The sequence below is a fragment of the Jatrophihabitans sp. genome, from assembly GCA_036399055.1.
Taxonomy (GTDB): domain Bacteria; phylum Actinomycetota; class Actinomycetes; order Mycobacteriales; family Jatrophihabitantaceae; genus Jatrophihabitans_A.
In genome coordinates this window covers 127,243-147,600 of the sequence record DASWNX010000004.1, presented here as the reverse complement: position 1 = coordinate 147,600, position 20,358 = coordinate 127,243, and the positions used below count along the sequence as shown (strand labels likewise).

Annotated in this window: 14 protein-coding genes; 5 read left to right on the top strand and 9 right to left on the bottom strand. The window is 67.5% G+C overall.

Annotation, left to right across the window (positions count from 1 at the left end; genetic code table 11):
• Positions 1-577 precede the first annotated feature (577 nt).
• The 3 genes from VGB75_01595 to VGB75_01585 all read right to left on the bottom strand — a co-directional run bounded on the left by VGB75_01595 (position 578) and on the right by VGB75_01585 (position 4,549).
• Complete coding sequence (locus VGB75_01595; GenBank protein ID HEY0165711.1) at positions 578-1,990, bottom strand: M23 family metallopeptidase; 1,413 nt, start codon at positions 1,988-1,990, stop codon at positions 578-580.
• A 277-nt stretch (positions 1,991-2,267) separates the two neighbouring features.
• Entirely contained in the window at positions 2,268-2,936 is a 669-nt protein-coding gene (locus tag VGB75_01590) for a TetR/AcrR family transcriptional regulator (GenBank protein HEY0165710.1), read from the bottom strand.
• 41 nt (positions 2,937-2,977) lie between these two features.
• Positions 2,978-4,549: an MFS transporter gene (locus VGB75_01585; GenBank protein ID HEY0165709.1), complete on the bottom strand. Its 1,572-nt coding sequence runs from the start codon at positions 4,547-4,549 to the stop codon at positions 2,978-2,980.
• Between the two features lie 105 nt (positions 4,550-4,654).
• Here VGB75_01585 and VGB75_01580 point away from each other — a divergent pair, with 105 nt between their 5' ends.
• From VGB75_01580 to VGB75_01560, 5 genes are all read left to right on the top strand, one after another.
• Entirely contained in the window at positions 4,655-6,190 is a 1,536-nt protein-coding gene (locus tag VGB75_01580; protein HEY0165708.1) for an FAD-dependent monooxygenase, read from the top strand.
• Between the two features lie 402 nt (positions 6,191-6,592).
• Positions 6,593-8,827 (top strand): CBM35 domain-containing protein, encoded by a 2,235-nt coding sequence (locus VGB75_01575; protein HEY0165707.1) that lies wholly within the window; start codon positions 6,593-6,595, stop codon positions 8,825-8,827.
• Between the two features lie 522 nt (positions 8,828-9,349).
• On the top strand, positions 9,350-9,916 hold the full coding sequence (locus VGB75_01570; GenBank protein HEY0165706.1) for a hypothetical protein: 567 nt from the start codon (positions 9,350-9,352) through the stop codon (positions 9,914-9,916).
• Positions 9,909-10,244, top strand: coding sequence for an iron-containing redox enzyme family protein (locus VGB75_01565; GenBank protein ID HEY0165705.1), 336 nt, complete (start codon positions 9,909-9,911; stop codon positions 10,242-10,244). Before VGB75_01570 ends, VGB75_01565 begins: the two co-directional genes overlap by 8 nt.
• Before the next feature lie 155 nt (positions 10,245-10,399).
• Positions 10,400-11,461, top strand: coding sequence for a methyltransferase (locus VGB75_01560; protein ID HEY0165704.1), 1,062 nt, complete (start codon positions 10,400-10,402; stop codon positions 11,459-11,461).
• Between the two features lie 136 nt (positions 11,462-11,597).
• Here VGB75_01560 and VGB75_01555 read toward each other — a convergent pair whose 3' ends face one another.
• The 6 genes from VGB75_01555 to VGB75_01530 all read right to left on the bottom strand — a co-directional run bounded on the left by VGB75_01555 (position 11,598) and on the right by VGB75_01530 (position 20,294).
• Positions 11,598-12,929, bottom strand: a complete 1,332-nt coding sequence (locus VGB75_01555; protein HEY0165703.1) for an ATP-grasp domain-containing protein — start codon at positions 12,927-12,929, stop codon at positions 11,598-11,600.
• Positions 12,930-13,080: 151 nt separating this feature from the next.
• On the bottom strand, positions 13,081-15,888 hold the full coding sequence (locus VGB75_01550; GenBank protein HEY0165702.1) for an AMP-binding protein: 2,808 nt from the start codon (positions 15,886-15,888) through the stop codon (positions 13,081-13,083).
• A 110-nt stretch (positions 15,889-15,998) separates the two neighbouring features.
• Positions 15,999-17,360, bottom strand: coding sequence for an aspartate aminotransferase family protein (locus tag VGB75_01545; GenBank protein ID HEY0165701.1), 1,362 nt, complete (start codon positions 17,358-17,360; stop codon positions 15,999-16,001).
• Positions 17,357-18,730, bottom strand: a complete 1,374-nt coding sequence (locus tag VGB75_01540; protein HEY0165700.1) for a hypothetical protein — start codon at positions 18,728-18,730, stop codon at positions 17,357-17,359. Before VGB75_01540 ends, VGB75_01545 begins: the two co-directional genes overlap by 4 nt.
• On the bottom strand, positions 18,723-19,145 hold the full coding sequence (locus tag VGB75_01535; GenBank protein ID HEY0165699.1) for a cobalamin-dependent protein: 423 nt from the start codon (positions 19,143-19,145) through the stop codon (positions 18,723-18,725). The genes VGB75_01540 and VGB75_01535 overlap by 8 nt, the downstream gene beginning before the upstream one ends.
• Positions 19,146-19,166: 21 nt before the next feature.
• Positions 19,167-20,294 carry a hypothetical protein gene (locus VGB75_01530; GenBank protein ID HEY0165698.1) on the bottom strand — a complete coding sequence of 376 codons (1,128 nt, stop codon included), beginning with the start codon at positions 20,292-20,294 and terminating at the stop codon, positions 19,167-19,169.
• Positions 20,295-20,358 lie beyond the last annotated feature (64 nt).

Below are 20,358 nucleotides of genomic sequence, written 5' to 3'. Positions count from 1 at the left end.
AGGCCTGTCTGCAGTGTTGGACGCATCACACTGCCCGTGTTTTCGGGCTTTTTGCGGACGGGGACAACGCCGGACCCGGGCAGCGAGATCTCCCCTCAAGCCGCCGGGAGACGGCGTTCTGGGTGGTCTGCCCGGCTTCGCGCAGCACCACTCCAGATCCTCTGGCGCAGTTAGTGTGTTATGCATCACATTGCTTGCCAGAACGCCGGTGAGAGGGCTTCCAGGGGCCGCTAAGCGGGGCCGACCGGCTGCAGACTGCGCGGTTGCGCGCCGCCTCGCCTTACTTGCATTAACACCACTTTCGGTGACCAGCCCAACCTCGTCCACCGGTCCGCGCGCAGCGACGGCAGGTATAGCCGACCTTAGAACCAAACCCGCGACATTTAGGAATGGCCGTCAGAGAGTTTTGCACGAGAACAGCGAAAGCAAGTTCTGCAACCACTGTGAAAGCCATTCGCGCGATGATGGGCAGGACCGCAGAAGCGGCGCGTGATCACGGGCCTATCACGGCGCCTCGGACAGAAAGCCGTCGCTGCCTTTGACGGGCGGACGAAGCCTCAGGCCGAATGGCCCTCGCTCAGAGGTTGACGCCCCGTCGGGCAAGAAACACCTGGGGGTCGACCGGCGGGCCCGACGCCCCTCCGATGCGGACCTCCAAGTGCAGGTGGGCGCCGGTGGAGTGGCCTTCGCTGGCGACGTAGGCGATGGTCTGGCCGACTCCGACCGATTGGCCGGGCGAGACCGCGAGGACCCTCATGTGGCCGTAGACGGAGGTGTAGCCATTGCCGTGGTCGATGACCACCCAGTTGCCGAAACCCTGCGCGGGCCCGGCCGCGACCACGGTCCCCGCGCCGATCGCGTACATCGGGGTGCCGAACGGGGCGGCGAGGTCCGCGCCTGGATGGAACTGGCCCCAGCGCATGCAGAAGCACGTGGACATGTAGTAGCTGCCGGCGGGCAGCGGCAGCGTCCAGGGCTGGCCGTCATCGGGCGCCGGGGGCGCAGCCGGCGGGGGGGCCGAGGCAGGCGGGTTATAAGGCGGTGGGTTGTACGGCGGCGGCTGGGGAGCCGGTTGGTTGGCGGCGGCTTGCCGCTCGCGTTCACGTTGCTGTTGTTGCTGCTGACGTCGCTGCTCCTCCTGGCGCGCCCATTCGGCGGCCTGGCGGGCGCGTTCGGCGGCTTGGCGGGCGCGTTCGGCTTCTTGGCGGGCGCGTTCGGCGGCTTGGCGGGCGCGTTCTTCGGCCTGCCAGCGTTCGTAGGCCTGGCGCTGGTTGGTCAGTCCGGCGAGCTTGGCCGCGGCGGCGGTGGTCTGCTGGGCCAGCTCGGTGCGGCGACGGGCGAACTCGGCCCGCTGCTGCCGGAAGGCGGAGAGCTTGGCCAGCGCCCGGGTCTTCTGGATGTCGGCTTGCTTCTGCAGGCGCTCTGCTCGGGCCAGCGCTGCCTTGCGGCCGGTCTCGGCGTTGGACAGCGCGACCGTGTTGGTCTGGGCGGTCGCCAGCTGTTGCTGCTGGGCGCTGCTGAGATAACGCTGGTAGGCCATGGCTTGCAGAGCGGCGTTGGGATCGTCACTGGACAGCATCGCGGTGAGCGAAGGCCGGCGTCCGTAGACGTACTGGCTGAACACGTAATTCGAGATCTGGGTGCGTGCCCGCGCGACCGTGCCCCGGGCGGCGGTGACCGCCCGGTCAGCGGCATCGAGGTCGGCGACCGCGCCCTGCAGCGCGATGTTGGTCGCGTCGTAAACGGCGATGGCGGCGTCGGTGTCAGCCGCCGCTCGATCGAGTTGGCCTTGCAGCAGGACAAGCTGCGCCGACACCGTGCCGAGCAGTCGCGCGGCCTGCTGCTTGCGCGCCTGCGCGGCGGCGAGCTGGGCGTCGGAGGGGTTCACCGGCTTCGGCGCCGCTGACGCCGGGGCGCTGAGCAAGCTCAGCAGCATCCCGGCCACGGCGACGGCGACTGCACCGGCCTGCCGTGCGCTGCGTGACCGCACCCGGCTCTCCTCACTGCTGACTCGATCAATGGCTGTCGGCGACATGCCGCTCGACAGCATGTCACATAGGTAACATCTGTGCTATCAGCATCATGAGTAACAACTGAACCAGCTCCCAGGCCAGATCCAGCCGTTATGACGGCGACACTCCGCCTCCATTCGGCCAGGCAGGCCGGTTACTGAGGGCTGCGACGGCTGCCGCGGCGATCCCAGCACAGGACCAGGCGGCCTGAGCGCGTCGGGCCAGAGGCCGGTGACAGCGTGATCCTGGCGGCCCTCAGGGCCGGCACAGCATCACGGCCAGCACGTCGGCGACCTCGTCGATCTGGTGGGGCGCGGGCGGCTGGGGGCGATCAGGGCGCAGCAGCCCGTCCAGCAGCACGTAGGGCAGCACCGAGCCGATGACCAGCCGCGCGCCGAGTTCGGGCTTGACGCCGGCACGCAGCTCGGGAACCACCCGGCTTAGCACGCCCCGGACGGCGGCCAGCATCGCGTCGGCGATGGATTGCCGAAACAGCGTGCCGAGCTCCGGCCGGCGCGCGGCCTCGGCGATGATGACCCGCACGATGGCGAGGTAGTCCGGATTCATCAGGGTGCGCACCACGGCGGTGAGCAGGACCCGCAGCTCTGCGCGCAGTTGTTCCACGCCGGTGATCGGCAGCTCGTCGCGGTACTGGGCGCGCCAGGCCTTGGTGCCGGTGTCGACGAACTCCTTCAGGACGTGCTCGAGCAACCGGTCCTTGGTGGTGAAGTAGGTGTACACCGTCTGTTTGGACACCTGCGCGACCGCGGCGATCGCCTCGATCGAGGTCGCCGCGAAGCCTCGTTGGCAGAAAAGCTCGCGTGCCGAGCTCAAGACCGCGGCCTCTTTGTTCGAGGTGCGCCGGCTCACAGCTCGCCGGGGGGTGGGCCGGCCCGCGGGCCCGGCCGCTTCCAACGTTGTCATGGCAGTTCCCCGTCCTTGGCTGGAAGCGGCCGGGTCAGCGGCTAGTCGCGAACCGCGTGCGCGCTGGTGCGGGTGGTGTCGTTCGAGCCACGCATCAGCACGGCCAGCACGATCGCGGTCACCGCAAGCACAGCAGAGGCCGCCCACAGCGCACTGGAGAAGCCGTCCATGAAGGACTGCTGCGCCATCGGGATCAGCTTGGCCATCTGCGGGTTCGAGGAGAACACGTTCAGCGCGACGCCGAGCGATTCCTGGGCCGCGTGGGCCACCGAGCCAGGCAGGCCGCGAGTGCCCTCGGCCACCGCGGACTGGTAGCTGGCGGTGAGAATGCTTCCCAGCACGGCGATGCCCAGCGTGCCGCCGACCTCACGGGCGAGGTCGTTCATGGCCGAGCCGACTCCCTGCTTCTCATCCGGCAGGCTGCTGACAATCGCCTCGGTGGCCGGCGTGGTCGTGATTCCCATGCCGATGCCGAGGGCGATCAGGCCGATGAGGGTGTACCAGTAGCTCGAGTCTGTGTCCATGAAGGCCAGCACCGCGAACCCCAGAGCCATGATCAGCATGCCGATCGGGGCCAAGCGGCGGGCGCCGAACTTCTCGACCAGGTGCGGCGCCCGCTTGGCGGTGATGACCAGGCACACAGCGGTGGGAACCAGGGCGCAGGCCGCGAGGATCGGACGGTAGCCGCGCACCAGCTGCAAGTACTGCAGGAACAGGAAGATGAATCCGAAGAAGGTGAAGAACTGCATGGTGATCGACAGCGAGCCGGCGCTGAACCGGCTCAGCCGGAACACCCGCGGGTCGAGCATCGGGTTGCTGTGGTGCAGCTCCCAGGCGATGAACGCCGCGAGGGCGATGGCGCCGCCGATGAAGCAGCCCACCGTCAGGCCGTCGGTCCAACCGCGGGCAGGACCTTCGATGATGGCGTAGACGAGTGCGACGAGCCCCACGATGGACAGCGCCGCGCCGATCGGGTCAAGCGTCGCCGCCTCGGGTTCGGCTGACTCGGGAACGAGCATCAGGGTGGCGGCAAGCGCGAGCACGGCCAGCACGACGTTGAGCCCGAACGCCGACTGCCATGAGAAGAACTCGAGCAGGGTGCCTGCCGCCAGGAGTCCCAGGATCGCGCTGGCGCCGGCGACCCCGGCCCAGACGCCCACTGCCCCGGCGCGTTCGGCCGGCGGGTGGGTGGTGGTGATGATGGACAGCGTCGCGGGCATGACCAGCGCCGCGCCGATGCCCAGGGCCGCCCGGGCGAAGATCAGGTGGTTGGGCTCGCTGATCATCATGGCGGCGGTCGCGGCGGCGCCGAAGATCACCAGGCCGAGGATCAGCATCTTGCGACGGCCGAACCGGTCACCCAGAGCGCCGGCAGGCAACAGCAGCGCCGCGAACACCAGGGCGTAGGAGTCGATGATCCACTGCATCTCGGTCTGGGTGGCGTCGGTGTCGCGTGCCAGCACGGGCAACGCCACGTTCAGCGAGGCGACAGCAGAGAGCACCGTGCCCAGGCACAGGCACATGACAATCAGGATCTTCTTGCGGTTGGGATGCCCGGCTTCCTGGTGGCTGGGCTCGCTGCTACGGCCCCGTGGCGTGCGGATGTTCGTCATGCGGACTCCTCTTCTGGACGGTAGCGTCCAAAATGCACTCTTGCGGACGAGAAGTCAACATGGATAGAATTCTCCATTCGATGAATTATTCAAGGGGAGTGGCACATGAAGGTCGCGGAATATGACGTGGTCATCGCGGGCGCGGGGCCGACGGGGCTCGCTCTCGCTGGTGAACTGGCCCTCAAGAATCTGAAGGTGCTGGTGCTGGAACGGCGTTCGCACCGCTCAGAAGAGTCCCGAGCGCTCGGGATGCACGGCCGCACCCTCGATCTGCTGGCTCAGCGCGGCCTCGCCGAGACCTTCATGAAACTGGGCCATCCGGTGCCCAAGGTCCGGCTCCGCTTCGAGCAGCGCAAGCAGTCGCTGCTGAACCTGGCCGAGCTCGACACCGACTTCGGTCACCTGCTGATCCTGCCGCAGAGTGAGACCGAGCGGATCCTCGAAGAGCACGCCCTCGAGCTGGGCGTGCACGTGCGGCGCGAAGCCGGGGTGAAGTCGCTCGATCAGGACAGCAACGGAGTGACCGTCCACTTCGGCGGCAAGGACCCCGGCAGCGTCCGCGCCTCGTGGGTGGTCGGGTGCGACGGGTCCAAGAGCAATGTGCGCGAGGCGATCGGCGCGAAGTTCAACGGGCGCCCCTATCCGTACACGATCCTGGTCGCCGACGTGTTGCTGAAGAACCCGCCCAAGGACGACCTGCTGATCGAGGTCGCCAAGCTCGGCCTGGTCGTCTGCACGGCGTTCGGAAACGGCTACTACCGCCTGGGCATCATCGACCGCACCGTTCCCTGGAGCGATGACCCGGTGACCATGACCGAGATCAGCAAGGCGCTGATCAACATCTTCGGCAGCGACCTGGGCCCGCACGAGCCCATCTGGACCTCGCGCTTCATCATTCAGGAGAAGCAGGCGACCAGTTACCGCGAAGGCCGGGTGCTGCTGGCCGGCGACGCCGCCCACGTGCACTCACCGCTCGGCGGCCAGGGTCTCAACCTCGGCGTCCAGGACGCCTTCAACCTCGGGTGGAAGCTCGCCGCGGTGCATGCCGGCGACAGCGACGCATCGCTGCTGGACAGCTACGCGGCCGAGCGGCGCCGCAGGTCCCGGGCCGTGATCACCGTGACCGACGTCGTCACCCGGCTGATGATGGCCGGTCACCGGATGCCGCAGAAGATGCGCAAGACAGTGGTTCCGCTGATCCTGTCCACCGCCCGCGGCCGTGGGATCGCGGCCGGGGCGCTGTCCGGCGTGACGCTGAGGTACCCGCCCACGCACCGGCGCCTGCGCAACCGGGACGAGGGACGGCGCGTGCCCAACCTCAACCTGCGCGGAACGAACGGCGACGTGCGCCTCTTCGATCTGATGCACGACGGGCGATTCGTCCTCGTCGACGACGGTTCCATCGGTTCTCGCGCCGAGCCGTGGGCCGACCGGCTGTGCCTCTGGCAGGGCCAGGTCGAGGGCCATCCCGAGTTCAAGGCGCCGTTGCTGGTCCGCCCGGACGGTTACCTGGCGGGCTCGGGCGCCTCCGAGGTGCTTGCCGGCCTCAAGCGCTGGTGCGGACACCCCGGGGCGGCGGGCGGCTCGGCCAGGCACGCTGACACGAGCGCCCCTCAGCTCAAGGGCTCAGAACAGGCATGACAGATCGCACCGAGCGCGCGGAGGTGGCCGCGCCGACCAGCGCGTGCCACCTCGGCGTCGCCCGGCACCCGACGGGCCGGGTCGCCGCACCTGGTGGAGCGGCGCCAGCGGCGCCGCCCGCGACGTCAGTGACCGGCCGCACGACGGGCGCGGCCGATCCGTCGTCGGCGCCGAGGCGGATGTGCAAGCGACTCCGGTGATCTGAGGCAGCCGGCTGCGCTGTGCCGTCGCGTCGAGGCGACCGGCTGCCAGGTCCTGGACACCACCGGCTGCTATGCCGGGGTGAGCGTGAGTCATGGTGCGGAGCACATCTCACATGATCTTCAACTGCTGAGTCCTATTATGCGCATGTTCGGGCAAACCGGACCTAAACCTTGGACTCGCAGTTAAGGACCATTCGTGATGAGCTTTGTCAAAAAGGCGAAAGTGGCACTGGTTGTAGTCACGGCGGTCATCTCAGGCGCCGCTCTGACGACTCCTGCCGGGGCCGGACCCGCGCCTGCGGTCCAGCTCGACAGCCGGGACAGCGAGGGCCACTTGCTGCAGCTCGGCAACGACAACGACGCCTACTGGGTCAACGGCGCCGGACCCCAGAACCCGGAAAACCGGACCGAGGGCCCGGGGCCGGAGCAATACGAGCAGCAAGTCGGCATCGAGCCGAAGGCCGGCCCGCAGGGCGAGGTGGCGTTCAGGATGAAATGGCGCTGGCCCGAGACCACGAATGGCGACGTCAAGGGATATCCGGCGATCGTGAGCGGTAGTAAGCCTGGCTCCTACAGCCCCGACTACCTACCTGCCGGACAACCGGTCAGACTGCGCGATGGCAGCATCTCGCTGACCAGCCCGAGCGGCGCCACCCCGGGCACGTTCTTCCCGCTGCAACTTCCGGTCAACTCCCTCACCGCCAAGTACGACTGGGACCACGTCACTGCGCCCACCGGGGTAGGGCACCTGTCCTTCGACCTCTGGCTGCAGTCCCATCCCGGACAGGACAGGGGCTTCGTGAATTCGTCGATCACTCACGAGATCATGATCCCGCTGGACAATTGGGGAGGCTACGGAGCTCACTCGTCGAGAGCGTGTTGGTGGTGGTCCCACGACGTCACCATCGGTGGCAAGCTGTACCACGTTCACGCTGCCAGGGATCAGGCCCCGTGCGTGGACGGCAAGAACAATGACACCCCCCTGCTTCCTAATTTCGGAAGCCTCAACGGCGCCTATGGCCGTACCGGCTGGAAATTTATCGTCTTCCAGCCTGATGTGATGCCCATGGACCCGGGGGAAATCGATCTGGCCGCGATCGTCAATCACGTCGGAACCTATACCGACGCCAGGGGCAATCGCTGGGCCACGGGCAACGAGTACCTGGTCGACGCCGAGTTGGGAGTGGAGCCGATAAAGGGCACCGGGGACATCGTCGTTCATGACTACAAGGTGTCTCAAACCAATTCGTCGACGCCTACGTTCCCCTCTCCGCCGACGCCGACGACCCGCGTCCAGGCCGAGACCGGCACGCTGACCGGCTCTGGGGTGAGCGTGCGCTCTGACCTGCCCGGTTACGAGGGCGCCGGCCATGTCGGGAGCTTCACTGACAACGGCGACAAGTTGGCCGTGAGCTTCCCCAACATGACTGCCGGCACCTATGACCTGCGCATCCGCCACCGCGGGGGCGCCCAGCAGAACACCGTGCAGGTCAACAACGGCCAGTTGCGCGACGTCTCCTTTCCCGCGACCGGAGATGCCTGGGCGGTTAAAACCGTCCCGTGGGTGACACTCGCCGATGGCGCCAACGTCATCAACCTGATCAAGGGTTGGGGGTACATGGACGTCGACTATGTCGAGGTCGTTCCCGTCGATCCGCCGGTCATTCAGCCGCCGCCGCCTGCCTCTGCACGCATCCAGGCTGAGAACGGCGCTCTGACCGGCCTCACCATCCAGACCGCGGCGCCGGGGTATGAGGGCAGCGGTTATGTCGGGGAGTTTGAGGACGACGGTGACAAGGTGGCGGTGACCTTCCCCGGCGTGACGGCAGGCAAGTACGACATCCGCATCCGCCACCGCGGCGGATACCAGCAGAATTATGTGGATGTCAACGGGACCCGTCGTAGCGAGGCATTTCCTGACACCGGCGACGGGTGGGGCGTCAAGACCATTAGCGGAGTGACCCTCACGGGTGGGGCGAACACCATAGCCGTGAGCAAGGAATGGGGCTGGTTCTGCGTCGACTACCTCGAGATCGTTCCCTCCAACGCCCCCTCCACCGACACTGCCACTCGAAAGCAGGCAGAGAACGGCGCCCTGACAGGCGTCATCTCTCAGACCCAGGTCGCCGGTTACGAGGGCAATGGTTACGTGGGCCCGTTCGCCAACGCCGGTGATAAAGTCACTGTTGACTTCACTAACGTGACTGCGGGCTCCTACGATATCCGTATTCGTTACCATTCCGGCGCCGATCAGCAGAACCACGTCGCCGTCAACGGGAGCTCAGGCAGCCAGCTCTTTACCGCGACCGGTAGTGGTTGGGGGGTCAAGACCCTCAGGGGGGTGGCATTGACCGGCGGAACCAACACCGTTGCCATAATCAAGGATTGGGGCTGGTTCTACGTGGACTCCGTCGAAATAGTTCCCACCAGCTGACGCGCCGCCGCCTACCTGGCACAAGCGCGCACGACCTTGAGCCTGCCGGGCCGGGTGGAGGGGGCGCTGCGGTCATTGCCCGCTGCCAAGCGAGCTAGGACCGCCGCAGACGCCCCCTCCACTCCGGACTCGGAGCAGGATGAGGGAAGATGACCGGGGCCAGCAAGCCGTCGTCGCACGGTAGGGCCGCGGCCCCCGTGGGGGGCGGGCCCCTGGTTTCGGCAGGCTCAGCGCACCGGCGTCAGTGCTCATGACTACAGAAACCCAGCTCCTCAGAACTCACGCTGCGCTGCGAGTTGACGCGAATCCGCACATGTCGGTATCGACCGTGTCGCCGTTGACTGCCTGAGGCTGAATTCAGCAATGTGTCTGCGGGCAGCACCGCCGCTCACCCGAGCGATTGTCTTCCAACAGATTGCTGGCACTCCGGAGAACCTCGGCGTACGCTGTGGCAGCAATGAACCGTCCCGGCGGATCAGGTGATGGAGGCCTATGTAATTCAATTTACAGGATGTGACCAGGATGGACGACGGCGCCATTGGTGATGATATTCGCCGGGCATTCCCTGTGGATGGAGCGGTCCCCGATACCCCGGCAAGGCTTGCCTGCATGCGCGAACTCCATGGCCATCACATGCAATTCTTCGCGTTTCCCGTAGAAAGCCTGAAGCTTGGCCACTGGAGCGCCTTAGACCGGATAGCCACGATTGAGGAAGAGTGGAACCGGTATGAGGAGGCGCGCGTAAATGAGATGAGTCCCGACCTCCCCGTCACGGCAGAGGAATGTCGAGACTGGTTCGAGGCGACCGCAGAGGTTCACGAGCACCACGACGCCTGTGACTACCTGCAAAATGAGGCAAGCCTTCTCGATATCGCGCTTCTCGTTCTCGCCGAAGGAAAAGTCGAGAGTTACTTCGATGACCCCATGACGATCGCCCGCGATCACTGGGACGAGATGGGCAATGGCAAGCACGATGCCGCGCACACGGTCATGCTCGACAGCACCACTGAGTGGATGCGGGAGAACGCCATAGCACCGGGGTTCGATCTCGGCATAGTCGAGATTCCCAAGGCATATGCCAATGCGTGAATCACTGATGCACTCCCTCCGGCGCCGACACCTGCTGCGCGGACTCGGCAGTCTCGGATTGCTGGAGCGGACGGCTCCGGCACGCTTCGCCGCGACCCTCGACGGGCTCAAGCGACTGGGCGTGCCCAGCTCCGTCTACCGCTATGAAGCCACCCACGTCGTCGTCGATCACGATCACAGCCGCGAATGGGTCGACGGGGTGTTCTCGCCCGACATAAAAGAGAATCCCGATACCATTCCGGAGCTGGCGATGGGCGTGCTGATACGGGGAAACGTCGCCGCGGAGTTCTTCTCCAAGACACGTCAGGAGCTGTTCGGCCTGGGCTGACTGGTGACAACCCCTCGTGCTGAGGCTGCCACCACACTGGTGACAGGCTCGGCGCCAGGACCTGAGTGGACCCCATGACGCGCTAGCTGGCGTCTTACCCGATTGCGGCTCGGTGGCTGAGAAGGTGGCGCGCCGAGCCGAGAAGGAGATCTGTTGTGACTGATCCACAGCCCGCGTCGTCGGCACTGCCGCTGAGCGAGGACGACCTGACCCGCATGCTGTTCGGCCACTCGGCCTTCCAGTACCTACGGGCCGGAACGGAGCTGGGCCTGTTCGAGCTGCTCGAACAGCGACCTGGACTGAGCCGCAAGGAACTCGGCGCCGCGCTGGAGCTCCAGGACCGGGCGCTGGACATCCTGCTCCTGGGGATGACCGCGCTACGGCTGGTGGATCCCAACGACGACAAGTACCGCAACAACCCGACCATCAGCCGGCTGTTCGCCGAAGGCCGCTGGGATGTGGTGACGGCAGCGATCGGGTTCGAGGCGTACATCAACTACCCCGGCCTGGCCGATTTCACCGAGTCGTTGCGGGCCAACACCAACGTGGGCCTGCGCCGCGTGCCCGGCGACGGACCCACTCTCTACCACCGGCTCACCGGAGATCCGGAGCTGAGCAAGGTCTTCTACCGGTACATGGGCACGTGGTCGAAGATGGCCGCGGGTTACCTGATCGACAGCGTGGACTTCGGCAGCCTCAACCGGGTGCTGGACGTCGGCGGCGGCGACGCCAGCATCGCGGTGGCCGTCGCCCAGGCGTTCCCCCACCTGCAGATCACCGTGCTGGAGCTGCCCGGCGTCGTGCCCCTGGCGCAGCAGCGGGTCGACGAGGCCGGTCTCGCCGACCGGATCAAGGTCATCGCCACCGACATGTTCGCCGACCCGTTCCCCTCCGACCACGACGGCGCGATGTTCGTGCACCAGATGCAGATCTGGCCGCTCGCCCAGGACACCGAGCTGCTGCGCCGGGCGCACGAGGCGCTGCCCTCGGGAGGCAGCGTGGTCATCATGAACTCCATGTCCGACGACACCGGCGACGGGCCCCTGATGGCAGCCCTGGACGCGGCTTACTTCGCCGCTATCCCGGGCGGCGGCGGCATGCTCTACGCCTGGCACAAGTACGAGGAGTGCCTGCGCGCCGCCGGCTTCGGCGGTATCGAGCGAATTCGTCCCACCGGCGCCTGGACCCCGCACGGGGTCATCGTCGCAAAGAAGTAGGACCGCCCACCGTCGGCTCACCTCGCCGCGGAGCCTGCTGAGAGCGGGCTCCGCCGGCGGGGCACGCCCGACGTCCTAGCCGGTCAGGCCAGTTCAGGTCAGGACGTGTTGTCGCCCCCGCGTGCCCGGCGTGGCGTCAGTGAACGGGAGCCGCCGCTGGTCGCACCGTGATCGCGTCGGCGACCGCGTCGAGGACGGACTTGCAGTCGGCCTCGCTGTCGGAGACGGTGACTGCCTGGGCCACCCTGCACTCCCACGAGGTCCGCCGTGGCGGCAGCTTCAGGTGCTGACCGGGAGCGGCCAGGACGTCGACCTGCGTGACCCCGGCCGGCAGCAGCTCCGGGTCGATATGGACCGCCCCCACGACCAGGTCCTCTTCGGGGTAGTAGAAGCGCACCGCCGCGACACGGCTCGCGCTCGGGGTGACGTCCGGGGCCTGCCCGCAGGCGATGGCTGCGGCGACCAGGCTCAGGTCGATGCCGGTGGCGAGCTGGCCCAGGTAGGGGATCAGGTCGCCGCCCAGGCGGGCGTTGATCTCGATCACCTTGAAACCGTCCACCGTGCGCCGCAGCTCCACGTGCGTCATGCCGGTGGAGAAGCCCACCGCGAGGTGCGCGCGCCTGAGCAGCTCGTGCAGGTGCCCGTCGTGCAGCAGCGGATCCGCCCCGTCGACCACATGCCCGACCTCTTCGAAGGCCGGCGGGAAGGCGCACTCCTTGTGCGCCACGACGAGCGGCACGACCCGGCCGTCGAAGCAGGCCACGTCGACGCTGATCTCAGGGCCGTCCAGGTACTCCTCGATGAGGACGTCGTCCTCGTACTGCTCGGGCGTCTCGGGCAGGATGACGGCCTGGGCCCGGGTGTAGGCGAGGGTCAGCTCCTCGGCCGAGCCGGCCAGGGTCACGCCGAAGCTGGCCGCCAGGTTGCGCGGCTTGAGCACCACCGGATAGCCCAGCCGCTCGGCGGCGCTCGCGGCCTCCTCCACCGAACGCACAGCGATGGAGGCAGCCTGCGGGACGCCCGCGGCGTCCAGCGCCTGCCGGGTGAGGTGCTTGTCCCGGCAGCGCGTGATCGCCTCAGCCGGGCTGCTCGGCAGGCCGAGGGCCTCCGCCACGGTGGCTGTGGCGACGATCCGGGACTCGTCGTAGCAGATGATTCCGTCCAGCTGGCCGGCTCCGTCGCTGCGCAGCTGGAGGTCCAACCGCCTGGCCTCGGCGGTCATCGCGGCCGCGTCCAGGGTGTCAAGAGCGGTGTGCCCGACGAGATGGGGCAGCTCCCAGTCCGGCTCGGACGCGCGGCCCGGCCCCCCGAGGAACAGCCACAGCCGGTAGCGCGAGCCCAGCGAGGTCAGGAAGTACTCCCGCGAAGTCCGCCCGAAGCTGGAGACCAGGATCAGGAAGGGTCGCTCGTCCCTCGTGTCTGCCGTCTCGGCGGACTGCGCGGCGATGTCTGACGCCTGCTCAGACATCGGCAGAGCCCGACAGCTCGGGCTGCTTCGGGCGGGCGACGTCGACTGAGTGCGCCGGCTCCGCGTTCGCGCGATCGACGATGCGCACTCAAACTCCCTGCGGTTGTTAAGTCAGGATCTGTCAGATGTTGCCAGATGCCGCTACGGCGGGCTAGCCCTGGTAGGCCCGCCCGGACACCGTCTCGACGCTGACACGGTCGATTCCCCCGCCCGATGCGGGACTCTCGCCGGTCCGCTGGCCGCCGCCGGACACGCCGTCGATGTCGCGCTTGGCGGCCTCGGTGTCACGCTTGGCGGCCACGGCGCGGGCCAGCCGGGTGGCCGCCTGCTCAAGACGGTTCACCGCGCTGCTTGCGACCACGTTGGCGAGCACACCGGCCGCCAGGCAGGCCAGGACGACGACGGGGCCGGGGGCTCCGGCGTCGAGCAGGGGCGGCCAGAGAGCCCAGTGCGTCAGATAGATCCACAGGGAGGCCGACGCGAGAAGGCTGATCAGCGGCGCGAGGAGCCGGGGCACGGGCAGCGACGGCATCCAGATCAGCAGCAGCAACCCGGCGTGCACGACCAGACCACGCGCCGGCTCGTCCGGGAAGTAACCGGTCAAGGTGAGCAGCGTCAACGCGCTCACCAGCAGCTGGCTACGGACCCCGGCGCTGACCTGGATGAGCCAGCCGAGCGCGAAGAGCCAGAACACCAGGTGAGGCCGGCTGTAGCGCAGCGTGGTCTCGCCCAGGCCGATGAGGTCGGCGCGCAACAGCAGCCCGACCGCCAGGAGCAGGGCCGGCAGCAGCATCCGGCGCCGGCGTTCGAGCCGCCGCACGGCCGGCGCCGCCAGCAGGACCGCGAGCACGGCCAGGATGCTCACCAACGCCTCGATGAACCAGAAGTTCCAGGTCTGGGTCCACCTCGGCGGGCCGAGGACATGGTTGAGCAGCACGACGTTGTGCCAGTGATAGGCGTCGTTGAGGGCCACCACGAGGCCGATGTAGAGCACGCTCGGCACGGCGAACCGGGCGATCGAGTGGAGCAGCCCGTCGATCCGGTCGCTGTCGCGGATGGCTGCCAGGGGAAAGCGGGCGAAGGTGTAGCCGGCCACGCCGAGCAGCAGGTGCGCTCCCCCGCGGACCTCGGCGACCTTCAGGTGCGTCAGCACCACCAGGGTGATCGCCAGCGCGCGCAGCACCAGGCCGGTGTCCAGGTGGGCCACCGACCCTCTCCGTCGTGAGCGTGCGCCGCCCACCGGTCCGCGCTGGGCCAAGGGCGCCGCCGGCTCGACCAGGGCCGCTGAGCGGGGCGCCGGACGCCGACCGGCGGCGGCCAGTTCTCGGATGCTCAGCCGGGGCCACTCGAGCGGCAGGCGTCCCAGCAACCGCTCGAGCCGGAACGCCATGGTGACGAAGCTCAGCGAGTCCCCGCCCAGGCTGACAAAGCTGGCGCTGGAGTCGACCCGGTCATAGCCCAGCACCTCGGCGTACGCGGCCCGGACCGCGCCCTCGAGATCGGGACCTTCGAGGGCCACCCCCTCAAGTACGGCGCCGTCGTTGGCAGCGCCCTCGAAGACCGCGCCCGCGTTGGCGGCGCCCTCGAAGACCGCGCCCAGGCTCGGAGACGCGTCAAGGCGGCGCAGCGCGGCGAGGTCGGGTTTGCCATTGGGCAGCAGCGGCAGCTCAGTGTGCTGGCCCACCGACACCAGACCAGGGGGCAACCCGGTCAGCCGGGCGGCGGCGTCACGCACCAGCGACGGGTCAGCGGTCGTCACCGCGATCAGCAACTGCTGGTCATCGCTCAGGCAGACCAGGCTCGGGTCGAAGGCGGTGAGCGCCGACTGGAGCCGGTCCAGGTCGATCCGGTGGCCGAGCAGCTTGGCGAAGCGGCTGGTCCGGCCGACCACCTGGAACAGTCCGTCGGCCCGCTGCCGGCCGAGGTCGCCGGTGCGCAACTCGGTCAGCGCCGGGTCCGCTGCCAGGTCGCCGGGGCCCTCGGCGTAGCCCATCATCACGTTCGGACCGGAGTAGACGAGCTCACCAACCCCACCGGCGCCCGGTTGGTCGACCCGCAGCGCGCCGCCGGGGACCGGGCGCCCGACGCAGTCCGGATGCGTCTGCGCCAGCGCCGGGTGCAGGTAGGCCATCCGGGCGGTGGCCTCGGTCTGCCCGTACATCACGTACAGCTGCCAGCCGTGCCGAGAGCCGAGGCCGGCCAGGCGGCGGACCTCCGCCGGGTCCAGCCTCCCGCCGGCACACGTCACGTAGCGCAGGCTCGGCACGTCGTGCCAGCGCGCGGAGATCCGGTCGAGCAACGCGAAGGTGTGCGGGACCGCGGCGAAGGAGGTCACCGACTCCGACCGGGCCAGCGACCATAATTCGGGCTCGATCACCGAGTGCTCGGTCAACACGACACTCGCCCCGACCTGAAGATGGCTGTGCAGCACCGACAGCCCGTAGCTGTAGGCCAGCGGCAAGCTGGTCACGGCCCGATCCTCGGATGTCAGTCCGAGGTAGTCGGCGATGGCGGCGGCGTTGCTCTGCAGGTTGGCCGCGGACAGCCGGACGAGCTTGGGCGAGCCGGTGGAGCCCGAGGTGGACAGCAGCAACCGTAGCTCGGGGTGCAGCTCGTGACGGCTGGTCGGCCGCCGTTGCTGCCAATCCTGCGCCCTGATCACCACGTCGGGGTCGAACCGCGCGTGCAGCTCGGCCAGCTGCTCGCCGCGGGCGGCGTCGACCAGGATCACCGGATGACCGGCCCGCAGAGCCGCAAGGTAGGTCACCACGGAGTCGATCGTGTTGCTCCCGTGCAGCAGCAGCAACCGTCGCTGGCCACCGAGCCGGTCCAGGGTCGCCTCGACGCGCGCGTCAAGCTCGGCGTAGGTCAGGGTCTGCCCGTCGCTGAGCAGGGCCGGCGCCTGCCCGAAGTCGGCCAACCGGTCGACGAAGCTGTCGCTCCGAGCCAACGCGCGCACAGCACCTCCAGGTAGCCACCAAAGTAGGTGAGGCTACCCTAAGTCCCGCCTGATCATCTTCAGAGGGGACGTCAGACCCGGCGGACCTGGGCCGGCTCCCTGCCCGCGGGTCAGACGGTGTAGTGATCGGCTGCCTTCAACGCCTCGTCCAGGATCTGCAGAGCCTCGCGCGCCTCATCGGCGGTGGTGTTGCACGGAGGAACCATATGGATGCGGTTGTAGTTGGCGAATGGCCACAGACCGCGCTCCTTGCAGGCGGTGATGACTTCCTGAACCGGCTGGGACTCCTCAGGACCTGCCGCGTAGGGGACGAGCATCTCTCGGGTGTCTCGGGATCGCACCAGCTCCACCGCCCAGAAGACGCCAAGGCCTCGGACCTCGCCCACACTGGGATGCCGCTCTGCCAGGGCACGCAGTCCCGGCCCCAAGACCTCGCGGCCGAGCTCGGCAGCGTTGTTTACCATCTGTTCCTCACGCATCGCCGTGAGAGTCGCCACAGCCGCGGCGCAGGCCAGCGGGTGCCCCGAGTACGTCAAACCGCCGGGGTAGACGCGGTCGTCGAAAAATGCGGCCACGCGCGGACCGATCAGGACGCCGCCCAGGGGCACGTACCCGGAGTTCACGCCCTTGGCGAAGGTGAGAAGGTCAGGAGTGACCTGCCAGTTGTCGACGGCGAACCACTTACCAGTCCGACCGAATCCGGTCATCACCTCGTCGGTGATCATCATTATCCCGTACTGGTCGCACAGTTCGCGCAGACCAGCTAGGTACCCGGGTGGCGGAACCAGTATCCCGCCGGTCCCGATGATCGCCTCTACCAGGATCGCGGCAATCGTCGCCGGGCCCTCCAACCGGATGACCTGGTCGACATGCCGGAGCGCGCGCTCGCATTCTTGCTTCTCGTCTTCTGAGTCGAATGGCGAGCGGTATAGATAAGGCGGAAAGAAATGAGCCACCCCGGCGGTGCCGGTGTCGGTCGCCCAGCGTCGAGGATCGCCGGTGAGCTGCATGGTCGTGGCCGTGGCCCCGTGATACGAGCGGTAGGCCGAGAGCACCTTGGGCCGGCCCGTGACAAGGCGAGCCATGCGCACCCCATGCTCGTTGGCGTCAGCGCCGCCATTGGTGAAGAACACCTTGTCCATGCCCTCGGGCGCCAGTTCAGATATCAGCCGTGCCGCTTCACTGCGCTGATCATTGGCGAAATTCGGAGCGATCATGGGTAAGCGCGCGGCCTGAGCCTGGATGGCTGCCACGACCTTCGGATGAGCGTGGCCGATGTTGAGATTGATGAACTGCGACGAGAAGTCCAGATACCGGTTTCCGTCATAGTCCCAGAAATGCCGGCCGGAGCCACCCGCGATGGGCAAAGGCTTGATGTGCGCCTGCGCCGACCACGAATGGAACACATGCTTACGGTCCAACGCAAGCACATGCTGTCCGGCGGCTGACGTCGCCTCGGTCGCTTCTGTCACGAGCTTCCCCTCACTGGTCGCAGTTCTTCCTTGCGCAGGAAGTAATAGATGTCATCGGTGACCGCCTCAATCAGGGAACCGCCGGCCACCGAGGCAAGCCGGCTGGCGTTGTGCCCGATCGTGGCTGCCGAGAACGGCAGGTTTCCGGTCTCGGCGTACCGGATCGCGCCTGTGGAGTCACGTCGGGGAACCACCGCCGAGCGCGCGTGGACGCTGGCGCTGAACGGGATGTCCAACCTGCCGTCGGCGAACGCGGTCGATATCTCGCCCGCGAGGTCCTCACAGCCGAGAAGGGGCTCCACGAGTTCGGCCACCTCGCGCTCTATCCAGTGCTGCTCCTCGGCGACCCGGCCGGCATCCACGGCGACGAAGTCGAACAGGTCTGACGCCCCGGTCGCAGCCGTCATGATGCCCTGGGTGTTCGCGTGCGCGTCCGGAAGCCCGAACGCCTCCTGGTTGGTCTTGTTGATCACCTTTGCCGCGCCACCGAGACGGGCGATCAACCCGCCCTGCATGATCAGGGCGTCGGCGAAGGCAGCGCTCTTGGGAAACACGCCCATGAACTCATGGAGAACGGGAAAGACCTCGACGTCTGGCCCGAGGTAGCGGCGGGTCAGCGCGCTCAGCGCGCGCAGACCTGCCACGTCCTGATGTGCTTCGCCACCCTGCGGATAAGCCGGAGAAAGGCACCTCACCCCGGCTCGCGCCGCGAGGACACTTTCCAGAAGCGTCACTGCGATGCTGATGGAAGGAGGCACGAGCACAGCCGTCAGCGTGCCGAACAGCTCCCGGTCGATCACGACACCGGCTTCAGCGAGCAGCCCGCAGGTGACGTCGACCTGGTTCCAGGCCGCCAAGGACTCACGCAAGGAGACGTCCTTGGAGTAGGGAAGGTTGTATCCGATGGCACCGCCTTCGAATGAGGTTATGCCTGAGGCCAAAGCCACCGCGAAAAGGTCACGCGCGTCCGGAGATCCGTGGCGAACCTCAAGCGGCACGGGGGACGCCGCCACCAGCTCGCGGCCGCGCTGCCAGCCGTGAGCGACCAGTGGGTAGCCATTGAGGTCGCCTGGATGCTCGCAGAGCGTGCGCGCGGCCCGGTCGAACTGCTTGAGTCGGGTGTGCGAGTCGATGGTCAGCGACAGCATGCCCGGACCGGCGCCTGCCAGGACGCGCAGCAATTCGAGCATCGCCTCATGCCCGCCGACACCGCACCGTGGCTGCACCACCGGGCGACCGTTCGCGGCTGAGTCGCGCAGCACGCGCACTGCCGCAGGGGATCGGCGCAAGTGGCTCACCGTCTCCGCCCAGGTGGGTAGGCAAGCGGCGATCGGCGGCGCCAGCCCGTCGAGACCTCCGAAGTCAGGCACTGCGTACCCTGACCGGGGTGCCGGCCTGCAGGGTGTCCAGAAGGGGCAGCAGCTCGGAGATGTCATCTGCGATGTGGTCGACACCCTGGCGCAGAAGGCGATCGCGTAAATCTGGCCCCTTGTGGCTACCCACCGAGAGATTTCCTCCGACGATGACCGGACAGCTGATGGCGCCGCTCAGCTTGAGGTCGAGCAGACCTTCAAGGTCCTGCATGGCGTGGCCGTTCAGGCTGCCGATCAACACGGCCTCGGCCTCCGGATGCCGACCGCAGGCGGCGGCGAAGTCCGCCAATGCGGTGCACACCCCCAGATTCATCACTGTGAACCCGCTTGCGCGAAGGTGATGGGCGATCAGCTGGTTGGCAACGGCATGCGCGTCGCTCTCGGCGACTCCGAGGATGACCAGGCGTTGCATTTCGATTCTCCCTTGCTCGTGTCAGTCGTCAAATGCGGCGAAGACATCCCGGTGATTCACTTCTGCCAGGCGATCGCGGTTGAACACGTCCGGATCGGCTGCCGATAAGGAGGCGAAGACGGTGTCGATGGCTGCCACCAGGCCCCACACGTGGCGGTACTCGGGCCAGCCGGCGTGCCCGGCCCGAACGTCGTCTTCTCGAGCGAAGATGTAGTTCGCCCAGTCGCGCGTCATGGGCCTGCGGTGATGGAAGTCGTGAACGACGGTGTCGCCGGTCAAGACCAGATATCGGCTGGGGAAATGAATGAACGTCATCCGCGCGCACCACCTGATCCAACTTCTCAGCGTGGCCGGGCCGGCGCCGCTGGCCGAAGGGGCGGCCTCGCCGACGAAGATCGCGTTGGTCAAGCTCGCGAAGTAGTTCCGACCGCAGCGTTGTCCCTCATGCAGCCCCGCTGGGGGGAAGGTGTGCTTGACGCAAAGGCGCAGCGTGTTACTGATCTGGTAGAGGACCGTCAGGGGAATCAGCCACGCGACGACAAGGAAGACCCATCCGCCTTCGACGAGCGAGCAGATCACTCCCGCCGCAGTCATCGAGCCGAGGGTGACCACTCGCTCAAGGGAAGACGCGGCGTGGAAGTAGGACAGGACCCGGGCTCGCAGAAAGGCCAGATGAAACTTCGGCGAGACGATCTTTCCCAGCATGCGGGCCCACATGTCCCGTCGGCACATCCCGGGAGTGAGTTCCAGACTGACCAAGAAGGCCTGGACGGTCGGGTCGCGAAGCGTCATGTGATGGCGCGCGTGATGATCTGCCACATGCTCGCTCCGGTAGCGCTCGAAGTGTTGGACCATCAGCAGGGCTGCCACCATCCGGCCGACGGCGGCGTCGAGCCGACTCTTGGCCCACATGTTCCGGTGAGCGCACTGATGGAACACCATCATGCGCAGATTCCGCATGCCGTGCAACGTGATCGCCCAACCGGGGAGGATCAGCAGCAGCGCCCAGCCACCACGGCCCAGGGCATAGCCGCTGACCAGGAGGCCCGTCAGCGTGGACGCCAGCGCGGCTGACAGATGCGCCGTCGGAGTCAGCGGCAGCCGGCGTTGGCCGGCCTCGGGTTTTCCGGTCAACATCGTCAGGGGCAACTGACATGGCCTAGGGAGGCGGCTCATCGAGGCTCTGACGTCATCGTGGGCGACAGTGGTGGCC